Below are 18,344 nucleotides of genomic sequence, written 5' to 3'. Positions count from 1 at the left end.
ATGAGCGAACCGGGGAGCCTTGTGCGCGCACTCTCCGGGCGGCAGACGGCGCGGAATTACCATTCCTATGTGATTGCCGAGGTGGGTCTGGGCATCGCATCGGGGCGTTTTGCGGTGGGCACCATCCTGCCCAATGACGCCGAGATGATGGACAGCTACGGCGTGTCGCGCACCGTGCTGCGCGAGGCCCTGAAAACGCTGGAGGCCAAGGGGCTGGTCGAGGCGCGGGCCAAGGTCGGCACCCGCGTGCTGCCGCGCAGCCGCTGGAACCTGTTTGACCGCTCGGTTCTGGGGTGGATACAGGACGCCGGCCCGGACGCCGCCTTTCTGGCCAGCTTTACCGAGCTGCGCGACAGCATCGAGATGCAGACCGCCACCCTCGCCGCCAGCCGCCGCACCGCCGAACAGGTGCGGATGCTGCACTACTGGCTGAACCAGCGCGCCGCGATGACCACATTCGCCGAACCCTTCGCCCTGGCCGAGTTCGAGTTCCACCGCACCCTGTGCGAAGCCAGCCAGAACCCGTTCCTGCGCGCCACCTCCGGTCTGGTGGAATTCGGCGTGGTGCAAACCACCCTCGCCCGGATGCGCGCAGGTGTGTCGGATTTCGCTGCGGAAAAGGCGTCGCACTACAAGGCCCTGGCCGACGGAATCACCGCAGGCGACGCAAGCCTCGCGGCACGGGCGATGGGGGATATCCTGTCGCAGGATCACGTCTGGACAGTGCCGTCGGCGGCGGGCTGACTGGTGCCGCGGCGCAGGATCATTCAGGAAAGCACGGAAAACCGTGCAGCAGATCGTTGATTCTGAAATGGAAAATGGTGCCCCCAGCAGGATTTGAACCCGCGACCCCCTGATTACAAATCAGGTGCTCTACCAGCTGAGCTATAGAGGCATGTCCCTGAAATAACCGCGCAGGCGCGCGGGTGCAAGCCCCTCAGCGATGGGTTCTGGCCATAAGGGCCACGGCGAGCAGGCCGACGGTCATGACCACCAGCGCGGCGGGGGCGGCTTCTTCCAGGCGTTCCAGACTGGCCAGTTCAAACACCCGCGTCGCCAGCGTGTTGTAGTTGAACGGGCGCAGCAGCAAGGTCGCGGGCAGTTCCTTGACGCAATCGACGAAGACCACCAGCAGCGCAGTCGCAACCGACCCGCGCATCAGCGGCAGGTGCACCGCCCGCAGCGCCCCGCCGGGCGAGCGCCCAAGGGACCGCGCGGCCATCGGCAGCGAGGGCGAGATCCGGCCAAAGGCCGCATCCACCGCGCCCTGCGCCACGCCAAAGAACCGCACCGCATAGGCCAGCACCAGCGCCGCCGCCGTGCCGGTCAGCATCAGGCCCGGGTCCCAGCCGCTCACCGCCAGCACCGCATCGGCCAGCTTGTGATCTAGCGCCGCCAACGGGATCAGGATGCCCACCGCCAGCACCGCGCCGGGGGCCGCATAGCCCAGCGTGGTGACAGGCAATATCCAGCGCGCCGCAGAACGGTTGATCATCCGCAGCCCGTAGACCAGAAAGATCGCTGCCCCCACCGTCAGGCAAGCGGCCAGCCCGCCGGTGACCAGCGTGTTGCCAAAGGCCCGCGCCAGCCCGGGCGACAGCCAGACCTCGGGGCGGCGCAGGGCGTGCCAGCCCATGACCGCGACCGGCAGGATAAAGCCGACGCTGACCGGCACCATGCACAGCGCGCATGCCAGCCAGCCGCTGGCGCGGGGCAAGGTTGCAGGCTCTACCGGGCGGGCCGAGCGGCCCACGCGGTGAAAGCGCGCGCCCCGGCGGCTGATACGCTCCAGCCCCAGCAGCACGAAAATCAAGGTCAGCACCACCCCGGCAATCTGCGCAGCACCCCCGGCATTGTTGCCGTTCAGCCAGGTTGAAAAGATGCCGGTGGTCAGGGTCTGCACTCCGAAGTGCTGCACCGTGCCATAATCGGCCACCGTCTCCATCAGCGCCAGTGCCACCCCTGTCGCAATCGCGGGCCGGGCCAGCGGCAGGCCGACGCGGGCGAACAGCCGCCACGGGCCGCAGCCAAGCGCGCGCGCCACCTCATACGACCCGCCCGACTGTTCGCGGAACGCGGCGCGGGCCAGCAGGTAGACATACGGATACAGCGCCGCCGACAGCACAATCACCGCCATTCCGCGCGACCGCACCTGCGGGAACCAGTAGTCGCGCGCCGACTCATACCCCATCAGCCCGCGCAGGCTGGTCTGCACCGGCCCCGCATATTGCAGGAAATCCACCAGTGCATAGGCCCCGACATAGGCCGGGATCGCCAGCGGAAACAGCAGCACGTAATCGAGCCAGCCCCGGCCCGGAAAGCGGTACATCGTGGTCAGCCAGGCCGCCCCGGTGCCCACCGCCGCCGTCAGCACCGCCACCCCCAGCATAAGGATCAGCGTGTTGGACAGATAGCGCGGCAGCACCGTGGCCAGCAGATGCGGCCAGATATTTTCAGTCGGGTGAAAGGCGATCCACAATACCGAGGCCATCGGTGCCAGCACCACGACGGCAATGGCGAATGCCCCCACCGACCACAGGTCGGGGCGCGGCAGCCATCGGGCGGGGTGCGGAACTTGAGTGTTTTGCTGGGTCATCCTGCGCACCCCGATAGCACCCGCGGCCCCGCCCTGTCCAGATCGGGCGGGGCCGTCCGGGCGTGGCGCGCAGGACTCTGTTCGGCATTTCTTCTGCCGTGCCCCCTGTGCTGCGCCCCGATTGCGCCTATAGTCGGGGTCAATCAAGAACCGGCACAGGTCAACAGCTGTATGCGTATCGTCTATCACCTTGGCGCCCATTGCACCGATGAAGAGCGTCTGGTGCGGTGTCTTCTGAAAAATCGTCAGGTCTTGGGCGAACAGGGCATCGTGGTGCCCGGCCCCGCGCGCTATCGCACCTTGCTGCGTGACACCGCGCTGACGCTGAAGGGCCAGCCCGCCAGCCGCGACACGCAGGCGCTGGTGCTGGAACAGATCATGGATGAAGACCGCGCCGAACGGCTGATCCTGTCATGGGAGAATTTTCTGTCGTTTCCGCAATGGGTGCTGAAAAACCGGCTCTACCCGGCGGCGGCGGAACGGGTCAGCGCCTTTACCCAGATCTTCCCCGAGATCGAGGCCGAATTCCATCTGGCCATCCGCAACCCGGCGACCTTTCTGCCCGATCTGTTTGCCAAACAGCGCGACAAGAGCTTTGAGCAGTTCATGGCCGACATCGACCCGGCCGATATTCACTGGTCTGACGTGATCGGCGATATGCTGAACGCCAATCCCGGTGTGCCGTTTACCGTCTGGTGTGATGAGGACACGCCGCTGATCTGGCCCGAGGTGCTGCAGGCGGTGTCCGGCCATTCCGAAGGCACCGTGCTGACCGACGCGGCCGAACTGCTTGGCACGATCATGTCGCCCGAAGGGCTGGCGCGTATGAACGCCTATATGGAGACCCATCCGGCGCATACGGCGGTGCAGCGCCGCCGGATCGTATCGGCGTTTCTGGACAAGTTCGCCCTGCCCGACCGGGTCGAGATGGAGGTGGATCTGCCGGGCTGGACCGAAGCCACGGTCGCCCGCTTGACAGAGGCCTATTATCAGGATGTGGCCCGCATCCGGGCGATGCCGGGGGTGACGTTTATTTCCGCCTGAGGCGGGAAACGGGCGCGGATGCGCCCGTTTCGCATTGTGGTGTCAGGCCATGCCCAGTGCGGTTTTGTACATTTCCAGCACCGCCTCTTCTTCGGCAATCTCATCAGGCTTGCGCTTGCGCAGGGCGATGACCTTGCGCATGACCTTGGTGTCATAGCCCCGGCCCTTGGCCTCGGCGAACAGTTCCTTTTCCTGTTCGGCGATGTCCTTCTTTTCCGATGCCAGCTGCTCGGCGCGTTCAATGAACTGGCGCAGCTCGTCCGCTGTCACGGAATAATTGTCTATGGGTTCGCTCATCTGGGCCTCGTGCTCCGCTGGTTTGACCCCTTCCCTACCGTGGCCACCCTACGGGTTCAAGGCTTGCGCAGCAGCCAAAGCTGGGCTAGGCGGCCCCCATCATTGCCGCAGTGACAGCCAAAGGATGCCGACGAATGGAGATGCTGATCTGGGGAGGCGCCGTTTTGACCATGATCGGCGTATCGGCGCTGTTCTGGTGCATCATTCTGGCGATGCGCGCCCGCAAATCCGGCCTGCCGGAGGACGAGATCAAGGCGCAGCTTCAGCGCGCGGTGATCCTTAATCTGGCGGCACTGGCGGTGTCTGGCCTTGGGCTGATCGTGGTGATCGCGGGCGTCATCCTGTCCTGACACTGCCCTGAAACCCGCGCCCGGCCGAGACCAGCGTATCGAGTGCGGGCACCGGCACCCAGACGTCCGCCTCTGCCCCCCAGATCCGCAGGTCACGGCGCAATATCATCAGCCCGCGCTGTTCCGCATGATGCAGCGGGCCGCCGCAATCGGCGGGCAGGCCAAGGCCATGCACCGCCACAAGATCCACATCCGACGCCGTCATCGCCAACCCCGAGGCGACCACCCGCACGCCTTCATTGGCAAGCGCGCCCAGCCAGCGGTTGATGATCTCATCGCCTGGCATCGCGCGGGGGGCGGCATCAGCGGCGACCTTCGGCAGCGCAGGCGAGACCATGCCAAAGTCGGTCAGCGCGGCATAGATCGCCTCTGGCAGCACGCCCGATGTCATCAGCGCGCGCAGGGCGGCACCGCTGGCCCCCGCCAGCCGCCCCGCAATGCCCATCGGCGATTGCGGCCCGGTCAGCACCACGGTCTGGCCGATCCGGCGCAGAAAGGCCATCGCTTTGGCCGCCGGTTCCGCCGGGCAGCTGACCGGCAGGCAAAGTTCGGCCACCCGCCCCGACAGCACCAGACGGAACGCCCCGTCCGGCAGATCGCCCCGCCCCATCACCAGCACCGGCACCTGTCTGCGCAAGGCTGGCACCGGCGTCTCGGCGGCGATCACCACCAGATCGGCCTGCTCCAGCCCCGACACATCGGCCACCGGGCGCAGGCGGGCCCAGTCTGCATCGCGTTGCGCCGCCGACAGGGTGCCCGCCTGCACCGCCGCCTCTTGCCGCGAGGCGATGGTCTGCAGCATCGGCACCAGTTTTTCGCGGTCGGGTTCCAGCACTGTCACCGGCAGACCACGCGCCAGCATCATCAGCGCCAGCGCCGAAAGTTGCGGCGACGCGCCCACCAGCGCCGGGCGCTGGACCGGGTCTGTCGTCACATCGCGCAGCGGCTCAGGTGCCCCTGAGGCCAGACGCTCGGCCCGCAGCAGATGCGCCAGAGCGGCAGTCTGCGGCAGGGCATCGCGCTCCTGCGCGAGGGCGGCTTCAAAGGCATAGCCCTGTTCATCCGGCAACAGCAGCGCCGCTTCGGCGCAGTCGGCAAGCGCCATCGCCAGACTGCCCGGTGCCGCCGCCGCCCGCGCCTTCTTGACTGCCGCCAGAAAGGCACTGCCTTCGGGCTGCGGGCGCGCGGGCGGGGTCAATGCCAGCGCCTTGGCCCGGGCCAAGGCGTCATCGGGCGCGGCGTCTTCGATCACCTGATCGACCAGCCCGATGATCAGCGCCTCGGGGGCTGCGACCGGCTTGCCGCTGATCAGCAGACGCAGGGCATAATCGGCACCGATCAGGCGCGGCAGCCGCTGGGTGCCGCCTGCACCCGAAATCCGCCCCAGCCGCGCCGCCGGAAAGGCCAGCCGGGCGGCAGGCGTTGCCAGCCGCATCTGTGCCGCCAGCGCAATTTCCGCCGCAGCCCCGCTGACCAGACCTTCGAGAAACACCACAACCGGCACCGGGCTGGTCTCGATCGCCAGGCACAGGCTGGCCAGTGACGGCTGGGCCGCATCATCCGGGTCGGGCAGATCGGGCCCCGCATCGGCGTGTGACGCAAACATCCGGTCTGCGGCGCGCAGCAGGATCGCCTTTGGCTCTGTACCGGCCGCCGTGATCGCCGACAGCAACTCGGCGCGCTGTGCCGCATCCAGCCAGCCGCCGCCGGGCGGGCGCAACAGGGTCACCTCTGCCACCCCGCCAAGGGCGGTCACCTCTACGCACTGTCCCAATGGCCCGTCCATGATCCCCACCCCCGGCCTTTACCGTGCCTTGCTCCGCCGCAGCGGGTCAAGGCTTTGTTCCCAGCTCGTTAACAATGATTAACGCAAAGAGGAACGCAAAGATCAATGTGGAGTGCGCGGATCAGCCTTTGTATCTGTCCGGCCACCGGCCAGATCCGGCCGCAGTGCCCCGGTCCGGCGCGTGACTGGCCCCTTCCGCTGCCACGCAATGCCCGGGCAGAACAGCGCCCAGCGCCTTCATCTCGTTCAGCAGGCCCTGCAACGTCGGGGCCCGCCCGCTGTGGTGCCGCCCGCCAAAGCTGTCTTCGCCGCTGCACCGCGTTGCGATATCTGTCATGTCAGCCATTGCTGCCCCCTGTTTTCAGTCCCCTGTCGTCACACATGTGCGGCGCAGTCGCGGCAGAATGGCGTGAAGGGCAAGAGATCAAGCCGGTCCTCGCCGATGTCGGCCCCGCAGCGGGTGCAGGTGCCATATTTGCCGCCGCCAACCCGTTGCAAGGCGGCCTCTATCGCCCGGATCTCGGCCTGCGCCGACAGGCCGATGCCTTCCAGAACCTCATCCGCCTCGCGCTCGGTCGCAAGGTCAGACCAGTCCGGGTTGTTGTGGCTTTCCAATTCTGTCCCGATCTCTTCCATCCGGACGGCCAGAATGGCCATACGCTCAAGCAGTTCCGTTCTGCGGTCTTGCAGCGATTTACCCATGATATCCTCTCCCTGTTCTGTCACAGTGTAGCGTCAGGCCGGGCGAAACGCCTTGATTCAGGTCAAGCGAATGGCGACCGGACAGGGCCGGGCCAAGATGCCTGCGGGTCGGAAAAACACATTCCATTCTTGCAATATGATGCCCAGCACTCTACATCACCCCAGACGCAACGGACGGAGGGACGACCATGCAAGCCACAGTTCAAGGGTTCTTTGACGAAGCGACCAATACGGTGACCTATGTGGTGACCGAAGCGGAAGGCAGCGCCTGCGCCGTGATCGACTCGGTGCTCGATTTCGACTATGCCTCGGGCCACACCGACACCCGCTCGGCCGATCAAGTCATCGCCTTCATTCAGGACAAGGGTCTTGATCTGCAATGGATATTGGAAACCCATGTCCATGCCGACCACCTGTCCGCCGCGCCCTATATTCAGGAACGGCTGGGCGGCAAGATCGGGATCGGCAACCAGATCACCGTGGTGCAGGACACCTTTGGCAAGATCTTCAACGAAGGCACAAGGTTCCAGCGCGACGGGTCGCAGTTCGACCAGCTGTTCCGCGAAGGCGACAGCTTTCACATCGGCGGCTTGCGCGGCGACGTGCTGCACACGCCCGGCCATACCCCGGCCTGCCTGACCTATGTGATCGGCGATGCGGCCTTTGTCGGCGACACGCTGTTCATGCCCGATTTCGGCACCGCGCGCTGCGATTTCCCGGGCGGTTCTGCGGAAGTGCTGTTCGATTCCGTGCAAAAGATCATGGCCCTGCCGGACAAGACGCGGATCTTTGTCGGCCACGACTACAAGGCCCCGGGCCGCGACGACTTTGCCTGGGAAACCACCGTCGGCGCGCAAAAGGCGCTGAATGTGCATGTGGGCGCGGGCAAAAGCCGCGAGGAATTTGTCGCGATGCGCCAAGGCCGCGATGCCACGCTGGCAATGCCCCGGCTGATCATCCCGTCGCTGCAGGTGAACATGCGTGCAGGCCAGATGCCCGAACCCGATGACAACGGCACCTCCTATCTGAAAGTGCCGGTCAACCGGCTTTGATATCTGAACCACAGGAAATACCGAATGATGGAAGATGACTGGGTCCGGGGGCTGATCGGCGGCCTGATGATTGGCGGTGCCGGGGCGCTGTTTTTGCTGATGAACGGGCGGATCATGGGGGCGTCGGGCATCATCGGCGGTCTGGTCGACGGGTCGGGCCGCAGCAACCGGGGCGAGCGTCTGGCCTTTCTGTTGGGGCTGGTGCTGGTGCCGCCGCTGCTGGTGGCGCTGTCCGGCGGGGTCGATACCGGGCTGACCGGCAATATCTGGTTGCTGGTCGCCGCAGGGGGGCTGGTGGGGTTTGGCACCCGGCTGGCCAATGGCTGCACCTCGGGGCACGGGGTCTGCGGCATCTCGCGCCTGTCGTGGCGGGGGATGGCGGCCACCGTCGCGTATATCGCGGCGGGCGGGGCGAGCGTGCTGGTGTTCCGTCATTGGCTGGGGGTGATCTGACATGATGCGCATGGTGTTTTCCGCCCTGTCCGGGGCGCTGTTCGGGGCGGGGCTGCTGGTGTCTGGCATGGTCGATACCGTCAAGGTGCAGGGCTGGCTGGATGTGTTCGGCGACTGGGACCCGACACTGGCCTTTGTTATGGGCGGGGCGATCCTGCCGATGGCCATCGCCTGGCGGGTGGCAGAGCGGCGCAAGATCGCCGTGCTGGGCACGCCCATTCCTGCGAAGCCGCCACAAAAGCTGGACCGCGACCTGATCCTTGGCTCGGTGCTGTTCGGCGCGGGCTGGGGGCTGGTGGGCCTGTGCCCCGGCCCGGCACTGGCGATGACATTCGTGAACGGCAGCTCTGGTCTGGTCTTTCTTGTTGCCATGGTCGCGGCTATGGTCGTCACGCCCGCGCTGCGCCGCGCCCTGACTTCCAAAGGAGAGACCCCATGGACATCCGCCCGCTGACCCCCGACTACGCCGTCGCCCCCCAGATCGATCCGCAGGATTTTGCGGCGATCAAGGCCGCCGGTTATACCCGGGTGATCAACAACCGCCCCGATGCCGAGATCCCGGCGTCGCACCACGCCACGGCGATGCAGGCGGCGGCCGCGGCGGCGGGGCTGGACTATGTGGTGAACCCGGTGATCGGCGGCGCGCTGACCATGGCCAATGTCACCGCACAGGCCGAGGCGATGGCAACCGCGACCGGCCCGGTGCTGGCCTATTGCGCCAGCGGCAACCGATCGTCAATCTGCTGGGCATTGGCAAAGGCGGGCGACATGCCGGCGGAAGAGCTGATCGGCATCCCGGCGCGCTTTGGCTACAACCTCGAAGGTCTGCGCCCGCAGATCGAGGCTTTGGCAAAGGGCTGAGGCGGGCCGGAAAGCCGGGGCCAGTCACCTGCGGCGGGTGACGGCCCTTTGTCCACCCGCGGCGTTTGCGCCCGCAACCGCCGCCGCGTGGATGCAGACAAACCCTTTGCCCACACTCAACCTCAGTCCGTTCCCGTGGCGGAAAAGCCGCCGAAGTCAAAATCCAGCGGGGCCTCTGGCATCGGGGCCGGGTCGCCCCAGGCGGCGGCGGTTTCCGACGGCAGATCCTCCATCCCGCCCGCATCCATCGCAGCCGTGCGCCCCGCATCCGCTGCACCCATCCCTGCAACCGGCGCATCCGATGCCCCGATCTCTGCGGTCAGGCGCAGCGCGCGCATACCGCGATGCTGGCCCAGCCTGCCCTCTCCCACGTGGCGACCGTCCAGCCCGTCAAGGCAGATCCGGTCCAGCGCGGCCGTGGGCAGGGGCAGCACCATATCGGCGGACAGGCCCATCACCTCGGACAAGGGCATCGACAGCCGGGTCAGAACCGCCTCGATCTGGCAAGAGGCCGCATCCACCCGGCTGGCAAGGGCCGCAGAAAACGCCGGGCGCGACACCGAGGATGGCACGGCATTGGCCGCCAGCCGCGGCTTGCGGCCGCGCCCGGCGGCGGGCAGCACCAGCCACATATCGCCCACACGGGCGCCAAAGAACACCGACAACCGGGCGGTCAGCACGCGGTAGGTCACATCTTCCAGCAGCAGCCCCAGCGGCCGCGCCTCTTCGATAAAGCTGGCAAAGCGAAAACCGCTGGCCCAGACCAGATCACTGTCTTCGGCAAGCGCCTCTTCCAGATGCGACAGCGCCAGATCTGCCATGGGCGACAGCATTGCGGCATCGGTGCGGGTGGGTTTGCGCGGATCGGGGGTTTGCGTGCCACATTTGCCGATCGTCAACGCTTCAATCAGCGCCGACAGCAGGTCCGGCGACAGGATCAGCAGGCCCAAGCCCTCTTCCGGCCCTTCCAGCATCAGGATCAGCGCCCGTTCCGGCGGCACGTCAAGCAGTTCGGCCAGTGACAGCCGGTCGGTCGACAGGCTGACGAAATCGACCGGCAGGTCCATCATATCGCGGGCGGCGCGGGCAAAGCTGATGCGCCATGCCCGGTCAGCCCCCGGCCCGCCTTCGGCCGCGGCCTGCTGTTTGGCCTTTAGTTTTCTGCGCAACACCTCACCCGCCACGGCGACCCCGATCCTTATCCGCTTTGCGCCAGTCTCGCGCAGCGGCGTTACCAAAGGGTTCACGCAGGCCGGTTTAAAGCATGTCGCGTTTGATGGGCGTCTCACATTCACTCAACGCGACAGGCTCTAATCCGCCTTCCGCTCCAGCCGCAGCGGGACGGCCACGCGAAACGCCGCCCCGCCCTGCCCCGGCAGATAGGTGATGGTGCCGCCCAGATTGGCCATCACCTCACGGCAGATCGCAAGACCAAGCCCCGCCCCCCCGGCGCGGGTCTGGTCGGTCAGGCGGGCGAATTTCTCGAACACCAGCGCCTGACTGGCCTTGGGGATGCCGGACCCGTTGTCGGCAAAATCCACCGTCACCCGCCCGCCCCGCTGCCGCACCGAAATCCGCAGCTCGGGTGCCGTCGCATCGCAATATTTGCGCGCGTTCGAGATCAGGTTGATGAACACCTGCACCAGCCGGTCGGCATCGGTGCGGATGAAGATATTCTCCATCGGCAGATCGCGGTGAATGACAAAGCTGCGCTCGGGCTTGGTGTGGCTGGCCGAGGCAAGGGCGCGGTCGATCATCTGGCTCAGGTTCGCCAGCCCCAGATTCAGCTGCACCGTGCCGTTTTCCAGCACCGACAGATCCAGCAGATCATCCAGCAGCCGGGTCAGGCGCTTGGCCTCGTCATGGATGATGCGGCCATAATGCGCCACCTGTTCGGCGGGCAGATCGCCTTCGGTCAGAATCTCGGAAAACGCGCGGATGCTGGTCATCGGCGTGCGCAGCTCATGGCTGATCTGGGATAGGAACGCATCCTTCTGGATCGACAGCTGCATCAGCTTTTCATTGGCCTCGCGCAGCGCGCGTGCGGTGCGCGTCACCTCTTCCTGCTGGCTTTCCAGCCGGGCCGAATATTCCATGATCTGCGCCGACTCGCTGGCCACCGCCATCAGGTCTTCAACCGTCACCGTGGCGCGTCCGGCAAGCTGGCTCATCATCGCGTGGGCGGTCGCCGCCCCCACCGACCCCGCAAGCCGCCGTTCCAGCCGCGCCATGAAATCCGGCGTGGGGTCGGGCAGATATCCGGCCTTGCCCTGCCCCTTCGCCTCGGCCTCAAAGAACGACAGCGCGTCGTCATCCCCCATGATGCGCTGCGACATCACCAGCAGGTCTTCGGGCTCGGCCAGCCCCCGTTCCCAGCCGCGCGGGCTGCCCGATGTGGTGTCGAACACCCGCACAAAGGCCGCGCCCTGCATCCGCTCCACCGGGCCGGGAAAGGTGAACAGCGATCCGGCCAGAAAGGCCGCAGTGTTTAGTGTCATCGACCAGAACAGCGCATGCAGCAGCGGGTCCATCGTGGCGACCCCGAACAGCGCGCGCGGGCGCAGCCAGTCGATGCCGAACGGCCCGTCGATGAACACCATGGCCGGGATCACCGCGTCGGGGCCGAATGACGGCAGGAACAGCGTATAGGCCCAGACCACAAAGCCCACCGTCATGCCCAGCGCAGCACCAATCCGCGTGGCCCCGCGCCAGAAGATGCCAAACACCATCGCCGGCAGGAACTGCGCGACACCCACAAACGCGATCAGCCCGATGGCCGCCAGCGCCGTCGACCCGCCCGACATCCGGTAATAGGCATAGCCCAACCCCAGCACGACCCCGATGGAAATCCGCCGCGACAGCAGCACCAGCCTGCGCACATCGCCCGATACGGCCTTTGCAGGCCGCAGCCGCAGCCAGACCGGCATGACGATATGGTTCGACACCATGGTCGCCAGCGCAATCGACTCGACGATCACCATCGACGTGGCCGAGGAAAACCCTCCCAGAAACGCCAGCATCGCAAGCGCCCCCTGCCCTTCGGCCAAAGGCAGGGTCAGCACGAACATGTCGGGGTTGGCGCCTGAAGGCAGGCGTTCCAGCCCCATCACCGCAATCGGCACGATGAACAGGCTCATCGCGAACAGATACAGCGGAAACGCCCAGGACGCGGTGGCCAGATGCCGCTCGTCGGCGTTTTCAACCACCATCACCTGAAACATCCGCGGCAGGCAGATCACCGCTGCGCCCGCCGCGAACAACAGCCCGGCCCAGCGGCCCGGCTGCAGGTTCCAGTCGGAGATTTCTGACGCATCAATCCGGGCGATCATGTCGGCCGGGCCGTCGGCCATGCCCCAGACCACAAACACCCCCACCGCGATCAGGGCGATCAGCTTGACCACCGCCTCGACCGCGATGGCGGTGACGATGCCGTGGTGCTGCTCTTTCGCATCCAGATTGCGGGTGCCGAACAGAATGGTGAACAGCGCCAGCCCCGCCGCCACCCAGACCGCCGTCGCCTCGGTTCCCGGTGGGGCAAAGCCGTCATCCGTAGGGCTGGCAAAGACGCTGAACGACAGGGTGACCGATTGCAATTGCAGCGCGATATAGGGCGTGGCCGCCACCACCGCGATCACCGTCACGATCACGCCCAGCAGGTTCGACTTGCCAAACCGGCTGGAGATAAGGTCGGCAATCGAGGTCACCCGCTGCTGCCGCCCGATCCGCACCAGCTTGCGCAAGACCCACCACCAGCCGATGAACACAATCGTCGGCCCCAGATAGATGGTCAGGAACTCCAGTCCCGACCGCGCCGCATAGCCGACAGCCCCGTAAAACGTCCAGGCCGTGCAGTAGATCGACAGCGACAGCGTGTAGATCAGCGGCGATTGCAGCCAGCCCAAACGCCCCCGGTCTGCCCGCCGCTCCGCCGCCCAGGCGACGCCAAACAGAAAGATCACATAGGCCAGACAGGACAGGACCAGAATGTTGAAGGGCATTGCGGTGCGCCCCTACCGGCCCGGACCCGGCACCGGATCATCAGACGCGCCCAGATCATCGCCGTCATCAGCGGTGTTCAGGCTGCGCGAGATCAGCATCGCAAGCGCGATCAGCACCGCCCAGACCACGAACAGATAAATCCCGTCCGGCGCGGTGTCGCGCCGGAACGTGTCCTGCGGGGCCCAGAGCACCGGCAGCAGCATCAGAAACACGCCGATCACCGGCAACAGCCGCGCCGCATCGCGCCGCCTGCGTTGGCGGTAGCTGGCCCGGCGCAGAAACAGCGGTGGGGTGCGGGGGGGCGGGGCCACAGGCTCAGCCCCCGGTCAGCGCACGCACGGCGGCGCGCATGTCATCATTGGAAAACGGCTTGGTCATGAAATGGCTGGCCCCGGCGCGTTCAGCCGCCTCGCGGTCGCGGCCCTGCCCCTTGGCGGTCAGCATCATCACCGGCAGTCCTTTCGTGGCCGGGTCGGCGCGCAGTTGCGCCAGGATCTCCAGCCCGCTGACACCCGGCAGCATCAGATCCAGGATCACCAGATCGGGCATCTCTGCCCGCACGGCGGCAACCGCGCCCACCCCGTCGGCAAGCGCCGTCACTTCACACCCGTCGCGCGACAGGATGAACCGGATAGCCTCGGTGATGTTCGGCTCATCCTCGATGAGCAGCACACGCGCCGTCATATGGTCTTTTATCCCCCCTCCGGCCTGAAACCGGGTCCTGTGAAACTATCCGGCGAATGGGCGGCTATGTCAAAGACCTATTGCAACCCCTCACCCGGTCGCGTCTGCCATCACCGACGGCTCCCGCCGGGCCGGACAGCGCGCGCGCGGGCAGATCCGGCACGAGCTGCCAATCGCCAGCACCGGGTCAGCGGCACGCGGTGCCTCATCGGGCAGGATCAGCATCGCCGCTTCACGCAATACCGGCCCGGCAAAGCCCTGTGGCAGCCGCGCTTCGCAGATCGACAGGGTGCGGAACTGCCGCAGGCTGCGCCCGGCGGGTTCGACCTGCGCCGCCAGCGGCAGCATCGGGCGGGCAAGCGCGGCAAACAGCGGCCACAGCGGACAGGCCGCGCCAAAGCGCGGCAGGGCAAAGCCATCCACCGGCTTGCGGAACAGCAAGGTGCCCGACGCATCGCAGATCACCAGCCCCGCCTGCGACCCCGGCAGCAGCGCCATCCGCCGCATCACCGCCAGCACGGGCAAGCCGCTGCGCTGCGCCAGCAGGCAGGGGTCATCCTCGCCGCCCTCCAGTGCCGCCTGCAACATCGCATCCGGCAACAGCCGGAAATCCGCCTCGGCCTGCCGCAGGAACGCTGCCCCCAGCGAGCGCGCGGCGGCAGACGCCAGCCCGCCCACCTCCTCCAGCAGCCTGTCCGCCCCGTCAGGCTGCGCCAGTTCCGTCATGTGCCAGCCGCGCGCGGCCAGCCAGGTTTCCACCTCTTCCTGCGGGGCGGCCAGACCGGCATCCACCGCCGTATCCGGCCCGTCGAGATAGGCCACCAGCGCTTCGGCCCCGGTGGCCAGCCGTTCGCTGTCCTGATGCAGGTTGCGGTGAAACCTTGTGCGCCATTCGGGGTCGATATCATCGGTATCGGCCAGAATGGCAGCGGTCGACCGGACAGAGGCCAGCGCCGACAGCACCTCATGCAACGACGCCGACAGATGCGGATCATGGGTCAGCCGGTCATTCAGCGCGCCGACCGCGCGTTCCAGCTGTGCCGCCCGGTGGTGTTGTGCGGCCAGCACCGCCGCCCAGCCGGGAAAGCGCCCGGCAAAATCCTCGATCCGGTCCAGTTCCGGCTGCACCATCGGGGTGGTGGCGGCAGCGGCGCGCAGATCATCGATCAACGCGCCCCCCGCCCCTTCGGACAGGATCGCGGTTTCGGTGCCCAGCACCGACGCCAGCCGCGCCAGCACCTCGGTGCCCACGCGGCGGCGGTTGTGTTCGATCAGGTTCAGATAGCTGGCCGAGATCCCCGCCGCCTGCGCCACATCGCCCTGCCGCAACCCCAGCGCGAGGCGCCGTTCGCGGATCAGGCTGCCGGTCAGGCTGGCGGGGGGGGGCTGACTGTTGGGCATGGCGGTCCACTGGCTGGAAAGCGCCATCTTTACAGCCGCCAGTGAAGTTTACAATCGCTTGTTAATTCGCCCGCCCCCGCGCCGCGCGCCAGCCTCCCGCCTCACCTGCAAGCCTGCACAAGGTGCCATACCCAAGCCATACGTGCGCCATACCTGAACCAGACGCGCGCCATACCCGGAAAACCGGCCCTGCGCCTAGGGTGCCAGCAGCCGCGTATACAGCGTTTCCAGAAACGCCCCCGCCTCGGCATAGGGGTCATGGCCTTCGCCCAGCACGGTGCGGACCTGCACGTCGAAATCGGCGTAATGCTGGGTCAGCGCCCAGATCGAGAACACCAGATGCACCGGGTCCAGCCGGGCAATGCGCCCCTCATCCATCCATTGCCGCAACACCACCGCCTTTTCGGCCACCAGTGCCGTCAGCTCGCCCTCGATCGCCTCCCGCATACGCGGGGCACCTTGCAGGATTTCAATCGCGAACAACCGGCTTTCTCGCGGGTAATTCCGGCTCAGCTCCAGCTTGCGGCGCATATAGCCCATGACCTCAGCCACCGGGTCGCCGGTTGCATCCATCTCGCGCAAGGGATCAAGCCAGGTGTGCAGCAGCCGGGTCAGCAGGGTCTGGTGGATCGCCTCTTTCGACGGGAAGTAATACAGCAGATTGGGCTTCGACAGCCCCGCCACCTCGGCGATCTGGTCCAGCGTTGCCCCCCGGAACCCCTGCGATGAAAACACATCAAGCGCCGCCTCAAGAATGGTTTCAGAATTGCGCAGCTGAATACGGGTCTTGGGTCTGGGCATTGTGTCGTCAATCCTGAGGCCGGACATCCATCGTGGCGCAGAACGCGCCCTCTGGCAATTGGCAGAACGGCGGCGGGCTGTGCCGGGATCGTGCCGATCCGGGCGTGGACTTGACTGGCCGTGCGATGCTGATAGCAACTTATGACCACCCGGTCAAAACCCATCCGCGCGCCGCAAGGCCGCCCCAACAGGAACCCGATGCCATGGCGCTGGACCGCAAAGCCCCAAATGACCTGAACGCCTTCTGGATGCCTTTCACCGCCAACCGCCAGTTCAAGAAGAACCCGCGGATGTTCGTGGCGGCCAAGGACATGCATTACACCACCTCTGATGGCCGTCAGGTGCTGGATGGCACGGCGGGCCTGTGGTGCTGCAACGCGGGCCATTGCCGGCCAAAGATCACCGAAGCCATCCAGAAGCAGGCGGCAGAGCTGGACTATGCCCCCGCCTTCCAGATGGGCCACCCGGTGGCGTTCGAGCTGGCCAACCGCATTGTGGAAATTGCGCCCAAGGGCATCGAGCATGTGTTCTACACCAACTCCGGCTCGGAAAGCGTTGATACGGCGCTGAAACTGGCGATTGCCTATCACCGCGCCAAGGGGCAAGGCACCCGCACCCGGCTGATCGGGCGCGAACGCGGCTATCACGGGGTGAACTTCGGCGGCATCTCGGTGGGTGGCATCGTCAACAACCGTCGTCATTTTGGCAGTCTTCTCAACGGGGTGGACCATCTTCCTCATACACATCTGCCGGATGAAAACCGCTGGTCGCGCGGCCAGCCCGAGCATGGTGCCTATCTGGCGGATGATCTGGAAAAGCTGGTGGCGCTGCACGGGGCGGAAACCATCGCGGCAGTGATTGTGGAGCCGGTTGCGGGGTCCACAGGCGTGATCCTGCCGCCGAAGGGCTATCTGGAAAAGCTGCGCGCCATTACCAAAAAGCACGGCATCCTGCTGATTTTCGACGAGGTGATCACCGGGTTTGGCCGCCTTGGCGCGCCCTTTGCCTCGCAGTATTTCGATGTGCTGCCCGACATGATGACCACCGCCAAGGGCCTGACCAATGGTGTCATCCCCATGGGTGCGGTGCTGACCACGGCAGATGTGCACGATGCCTTCATGGACGGGCCCGAGCATATGATCGAGCTGTTCCACGGCTACACCTATTCCGGCAACCCCATCGCGAGTGCTGCCGGGATCGCCACGCTGGAAACCTACAAGGAAGAGGCGCTGTTCGAGCGCGCCGCCGACATCGCCCCCTATTGGGAAGACGCGCTGCACAGTTTGCGCGACTCGCGCCACGTGACCGACGTGCGCAACATGGGGCTGATCGGCGCGGTGGAACTGGACCCGATTGCGGGGGAGCCTACAAAACGGGCGTTCGCTGCGTTTCTGGCGGCATATGACAAAAACATCCTGATCCGCACCACCGGCGATATCATCGCGATGTCGCCGCCGCTGATGATCTCGAAACCGCAGATCGACACGCTGATCGGCACGCTGGCCGATGTGCTGAAATCGCTGGACTGAACAGGCGACCGCCGGGGCGCGCCTGCCGCCCCGGCCCTGCCCTCAGATGTCCTGCACCGGCGCGCCTTCGAAATACGCCTCGTTCTCACCCCGTATCCGGCGCACCTGCAGTTTGATGCGCGACAAATGGACATGCATCGCCGCAATGGCGCGCGGGGCGTCACGGTCGCGCAGCGCCGCCATCACCTCCAGATGATCGTCGAGCGCATCCTGCGAGGCGAAGGCCAGCGACAGAAACCGCACCCGGTCCATATGCGCCTTGTTCTCGCGGATGATGTCCCAGGCAAAGCCATGGCCGCTGCGCTCGCAGATCTCACGATGGAACAGGTCATCCAGCGCGTGAAAGCCCACCGCGTCGCGGGCTACAACGGCCGCGCGCTGCTGATCCAGCAGCGCATCCAATGCGACGTAATCCGCCTGCCCCAGCCGTTCGCAGGCCATGCGCACGGTTTCCGCCTCGATCGCGGAGCGGATGAAGCGCGCCTGCATCACCGCGGCTTCAGATATCGGCGACACCACTGTGGCACGCTGCGGGCGGATGGTCAGAAACCCCAGCGTCGACAGCCGGTAGAACGCATCACGCACCGGCTGGCGCGACACGCCCATGCTGCGCGCGACATCCACCTCGGATACTTTGGTGCCCGGCGGCAGATCCAACCCCAGAATCTGCCGGTGCAGTTCTTCAAACACGGCATCCGTCATCGAGGGTCGCTGAACGGGTTCCGGCAATTTCAGAAGCGCGCCCACGTCCATCTTTCCCTCCGTTGACAGGTTACGCATACTAGCATA

The 18,344-nt window shown here is 66.1% G+C and carries 20 protein-coding genes and 1 tRNA gene; 8 read left to right on the top strand and 13 right to left on the bottom strand.

Features of this window, described 5'->3' with window-relative positions; translation table 11 throughout:
* Complete coding sequence (locus Q7J44_RS02155) at positions 1 to 744, top strand: FadR/GntR family transcriptional regulator (RefSeq protein WP_304876543.1); 744 nt, start codon at positions 1 to 3, stop codon at positions 742 to 744.
* A gap of 75 nt (positions 745 to 819) precedes the next feature.
* On the opposite strand, the gene Q7J44_RS02150 is transcribed toward Q7J44_RS02155, so the two are convergent.
* Positions 820 to 895: transfer RNA gene (locus tag Q7J44_RS02150), tRNA-Thr, on the bottom strand.
* Between the two features lie 42 nt (positions 896 to 937).
* Positions 938 to 2,596, bottom strand: a complete 1,659-nt coding sequence (locus Q7J44_RS02145) for an iron ABC transporter permease (RefSeq protein WP_304876541.1) — start codon at positions 2,594 to 2,596, stop codon at positions 938 to 940.
* Positions 2,597 to 2,767: 171 nt separating this feature from the next.
* On the opposite strand from Q7J44_RS02145, the gene Q7J44_RS02140 reads away from it, so the two are divergent.
* Positions 2,768 to 3,640, top strand: coding sequence for a hypothetical protein (locus tag Q7J44_RS02140; protein WP_304876540.1), 873 nt, complete (start codon positions 2,768 to 2,770; stop codon positions 3,638 to 3,640).
* 42 nt (positions 3,641 to 3,682) lie between these two features.
* On the opposite strand, the gene Q7J44_RS02135 is transcribed toward Q7J44_RS02140, so the two are convergent.
* The gene (locus tag Q7J44_RS02135; RefSeq protein WP_304876538.1) at positions 3,683 to 3,937 is read right to left on the bottom strand and encodes a DUF2312 domain-containing protein; all 255 of its coding nucleotides are present in this window, start codon (positions 3,935 to 3,937) and stop codon (positions 3,683 to 3,685) included.
* Between the two features lie 134 nt (positions 3,938 to 4,071).
* On the opposite strand from Q7J44_RS02135, the gene Q7J44_RS02130 reads away from it, so the two are divergent.
* Entirely contained in the window at positions 4,072 to 4,287 is a 216-nt protein-coding gene (locus tag Q7J44_RS02130; RefSeq protein ID WP_304876536.1) for a hypothetical protein, read from the top strand.
* Here the strand turns inward: Q7J44_RS02130 and Q7J44_RS02125 are convergent.
* The 3 genes from Q7J44_RS02125 to Q7J44_RS02115 form a co-directional block, all read right to left on the bottom strand.
* A complete protein-coding gene (locus Q7J44_RS02125) occupies positions 4,274 to 6,073 on the bottom strand; it encodes an enoyl-CoA hydratase-related protein (protein ID WP_304876534.1) in 1,800 nt (599 codons plus the stop codon). The two genes, Q7J44_RS02130 and Q7J44_RS02125, sit on opposite strands and share 14 nt — an antisense overlap.
* A 121-nt stretch (positions 6,074 to 6,194) precedes the next feature.
* A complete protein-coding gene (locus Q7J44_RS02120; RefSeq protein ID WP_304876532.1) occupies positions 6,195 to 6,419 on the bottom strand; it encodes a hypothetical protein in 225 nt (74 codons plus the stop codon).
* Between the two features lie 29 nt (positions 6,420 to 6,448).
* Positions 6,449 to 6,775 carry a TraR/DksA C4-type zinc finger protein gene (locus tag Q7J44_RS02115; protein ID WP_304876530.1) on the bottom strand — a complete coding sequence of 109 codons (327 nt, stop codon included), beginning with the start codon at positions 6,773 to 6,775 and terminating at the stop codon, positions 6,449 to 6,451.
* A gap of 188 nt (positions 6,776 to 6,963) precedes the next feature.
* Between Q7J44_RS02115 and Q7J44_RS02110 the strand changes: the two genes are divergently transcribed.
* The 4 genes from Q7J44_RS02110 to Q7J44_RS02095 are packed head-to-tail and all read left to right on the top strand — an operon-like array spanning position 6,964 to position 9,141.
* Complete coding sequence (locus tag Q7J44_RS02110; RefSeq protein WP_304876528.1) at positions 6,964 to 7,827, top strand: MBL fold metallo-hydrolase; 864 nt, start codon at positions 6,964 to 6,966, stop codon at positions 7,825 to 7,827.
* Between the two features lie 27 nt (positions 7,828 to 7,854).
* Positions 7,855 to 8,280, top strand: coding sequence for a YeeE/YedE family protein (locus Q7J44_RS02105; protein ID WP_304876886.1), 426 nt, complete (start codon positions 7,855 to 7,857; stop codon positions 8,278 to 8,280).
* A 4-nt stretch (positions 8,281 to 8,284) separates the two neighbouring features.
* Complete coding sequence (locus Q7J44_RS02100; RefSeq protein ID WP_304876884.1) at positions 8,285 to 8,734, top strand: DUF6691 family protein; 450 nt, start codon at positions 8,285 to 8,287, stop codon at positions 8,732 to 8,734.
* A complete protein-coding gene (locus Q7J44_RS02095; protein WP_304876526.1) occupies positions 8,716 to 9,141 on the top strand; it encodes a protein tyrosine phosphatase family protein in 426 nt (141 codons plus the stop codon). The genes Q7J44_RS02100 and Q7J44_RS02095 overlap by 19 nt, the downstream gene beginning before the upstream one ends.
* Positions 9,142 to 9,263: 122 nt before the next feature.
* Here Q7J44_RS02095 and Q7J44_RS02090 read toward each other — a convergent pair whose 3' ends face one another.
* From Q7J44_RS02090 to Q7J44_RS02065, 6 genes are all read right to left on the bottom strand, one after another.
* Positions 9,264 to 10,388 carry a FliM/FliN family flagellar motor switch protein gene (locus Q7J44_RS02090; RefSeq protein ID WP_304876524.1) on the bottom strand — a complete coding sequence of 375 codons (1,125 nt, stop codon included), beginning with the start codon at positions 10,386 to 10,388 and terminating at the stop codon, positions 9,264 to 9,266.
* Between the two features lie 63 nt (positions 10,389 to 10,451).
* Positions 10,452 to 13,139 (bottom strand): ATP-binding protein, encoded by a 2,688-nt coding sequence (locus tag Q7J44_RS02085; RefSeq protein ID WP_304876522.1) that lies wholly within the window; start codon positions 13,137 to 13,139, stop codon positions 10,452 to 10,454.
* Between the two features lie 12 nt (positions 13,140 to 13,151).
* The gene (locus tag Q7J44_RS02080; RefSeq protein WP_304876520.1) at positions 13,152 to 13,451 is read right to left on the bottom strand and encodes a hypothetical protein; all 300 of its coding nucleotides are present in this window, start codon (positions 13,449 to 13,451) and stop codon (positions 13,152 to 13,154) included.
* 4 nt (positions 13,452 to 13,455) lie between these two features.
* Complete coding sequence (locus tag Q7J44_RS02075) at positions 13,456 to 13,824, bottom strand: response regulator transcription factor (RefSeq protein WP_304876518.1); 369 nt, start codon at positions 13,822 to 13,824, stop codon at positions 13,456 to 13,458.
* 90 nt (positions 13,825 to 13,914) lie between these two features.
* On the bottom strand, positions 13,915 to 15,252 hold the full coding sequence (locus Q7J44_RS02070; protein ID WP_304876516.1) for an XRE family transcriptional regulator: 1,338 nt from the start codon (positions 15,250 to 15,252) through the stop codon (positions 13,915 to 13,917).
* A 168-nt stretch (positions 15,253 to 15,420) separates the two neighbouring features.
* Positions 15,421 to 16,026 carry a TetR family transcriptional regulator C-terminal domain-containing protein gene (locus Q7J44_RS02065; RefSeq protein WP_304876514.1) on the bottom strand — a complete coding sequence of 202 codons (606 nt, stop codon included), beginning with the start codon at positions 16,024 to 16,026 and terminating at the stop codon, positions 15,421 to 15,423.
* A 203-nt stretch (positions 16,027 to 16,229) separates the two neighbouring features.
* On the opposite strand from Q7J44_RS02065, the gene Q7J44_RS02060 reads away from it, so the two are divergent.
* Positions 16,230 to 17,555, top strand: coding sequence for an aspartate aminotransferase family protein (locus Q7J44_RS02060; protein ID WP_304876882.1), 1,326 nt, complete (start codon positions 16,230 to 16,232; stop codon positions 17,553 to 17,555).
* A 42-nt stretch (positions 17,556 to 17,597) separates the two neighbouring features.
* On the opposite strand, the gene Q7J44_RS02055 is transcribed toward Q7J44_RS02060, so the two are convergent.
* Positions 17,598 to 18,308 (bottom strand): GntR family transcriptional regulator, encoded by a 711-nt coding sequence (locus Q7J44_RS02055; protein WP_304876512.1) that lies wholly within the window; start codon positions 18,306 to 18,308, stop codon positions 17,598 to 17,600.
* Between the last annotated feature and the right edge of the window lie 36 nt (positions 18,309 to 18,344).

It is taken from the genome of Pseudotabrizicola sp. (assembly GCF_030656345.1).
Taxonomy (GTDB): Bacteria; Pseudomonadota; Alphaproteobacteria; order Rhodobacterales; family Rhodobacteraceae; genus Pseudotabrizicola.
Note: the sequence above shows the minus strand (reverse complement) of the source record. Positions and strands in the feature narration are given on the sequence as shown.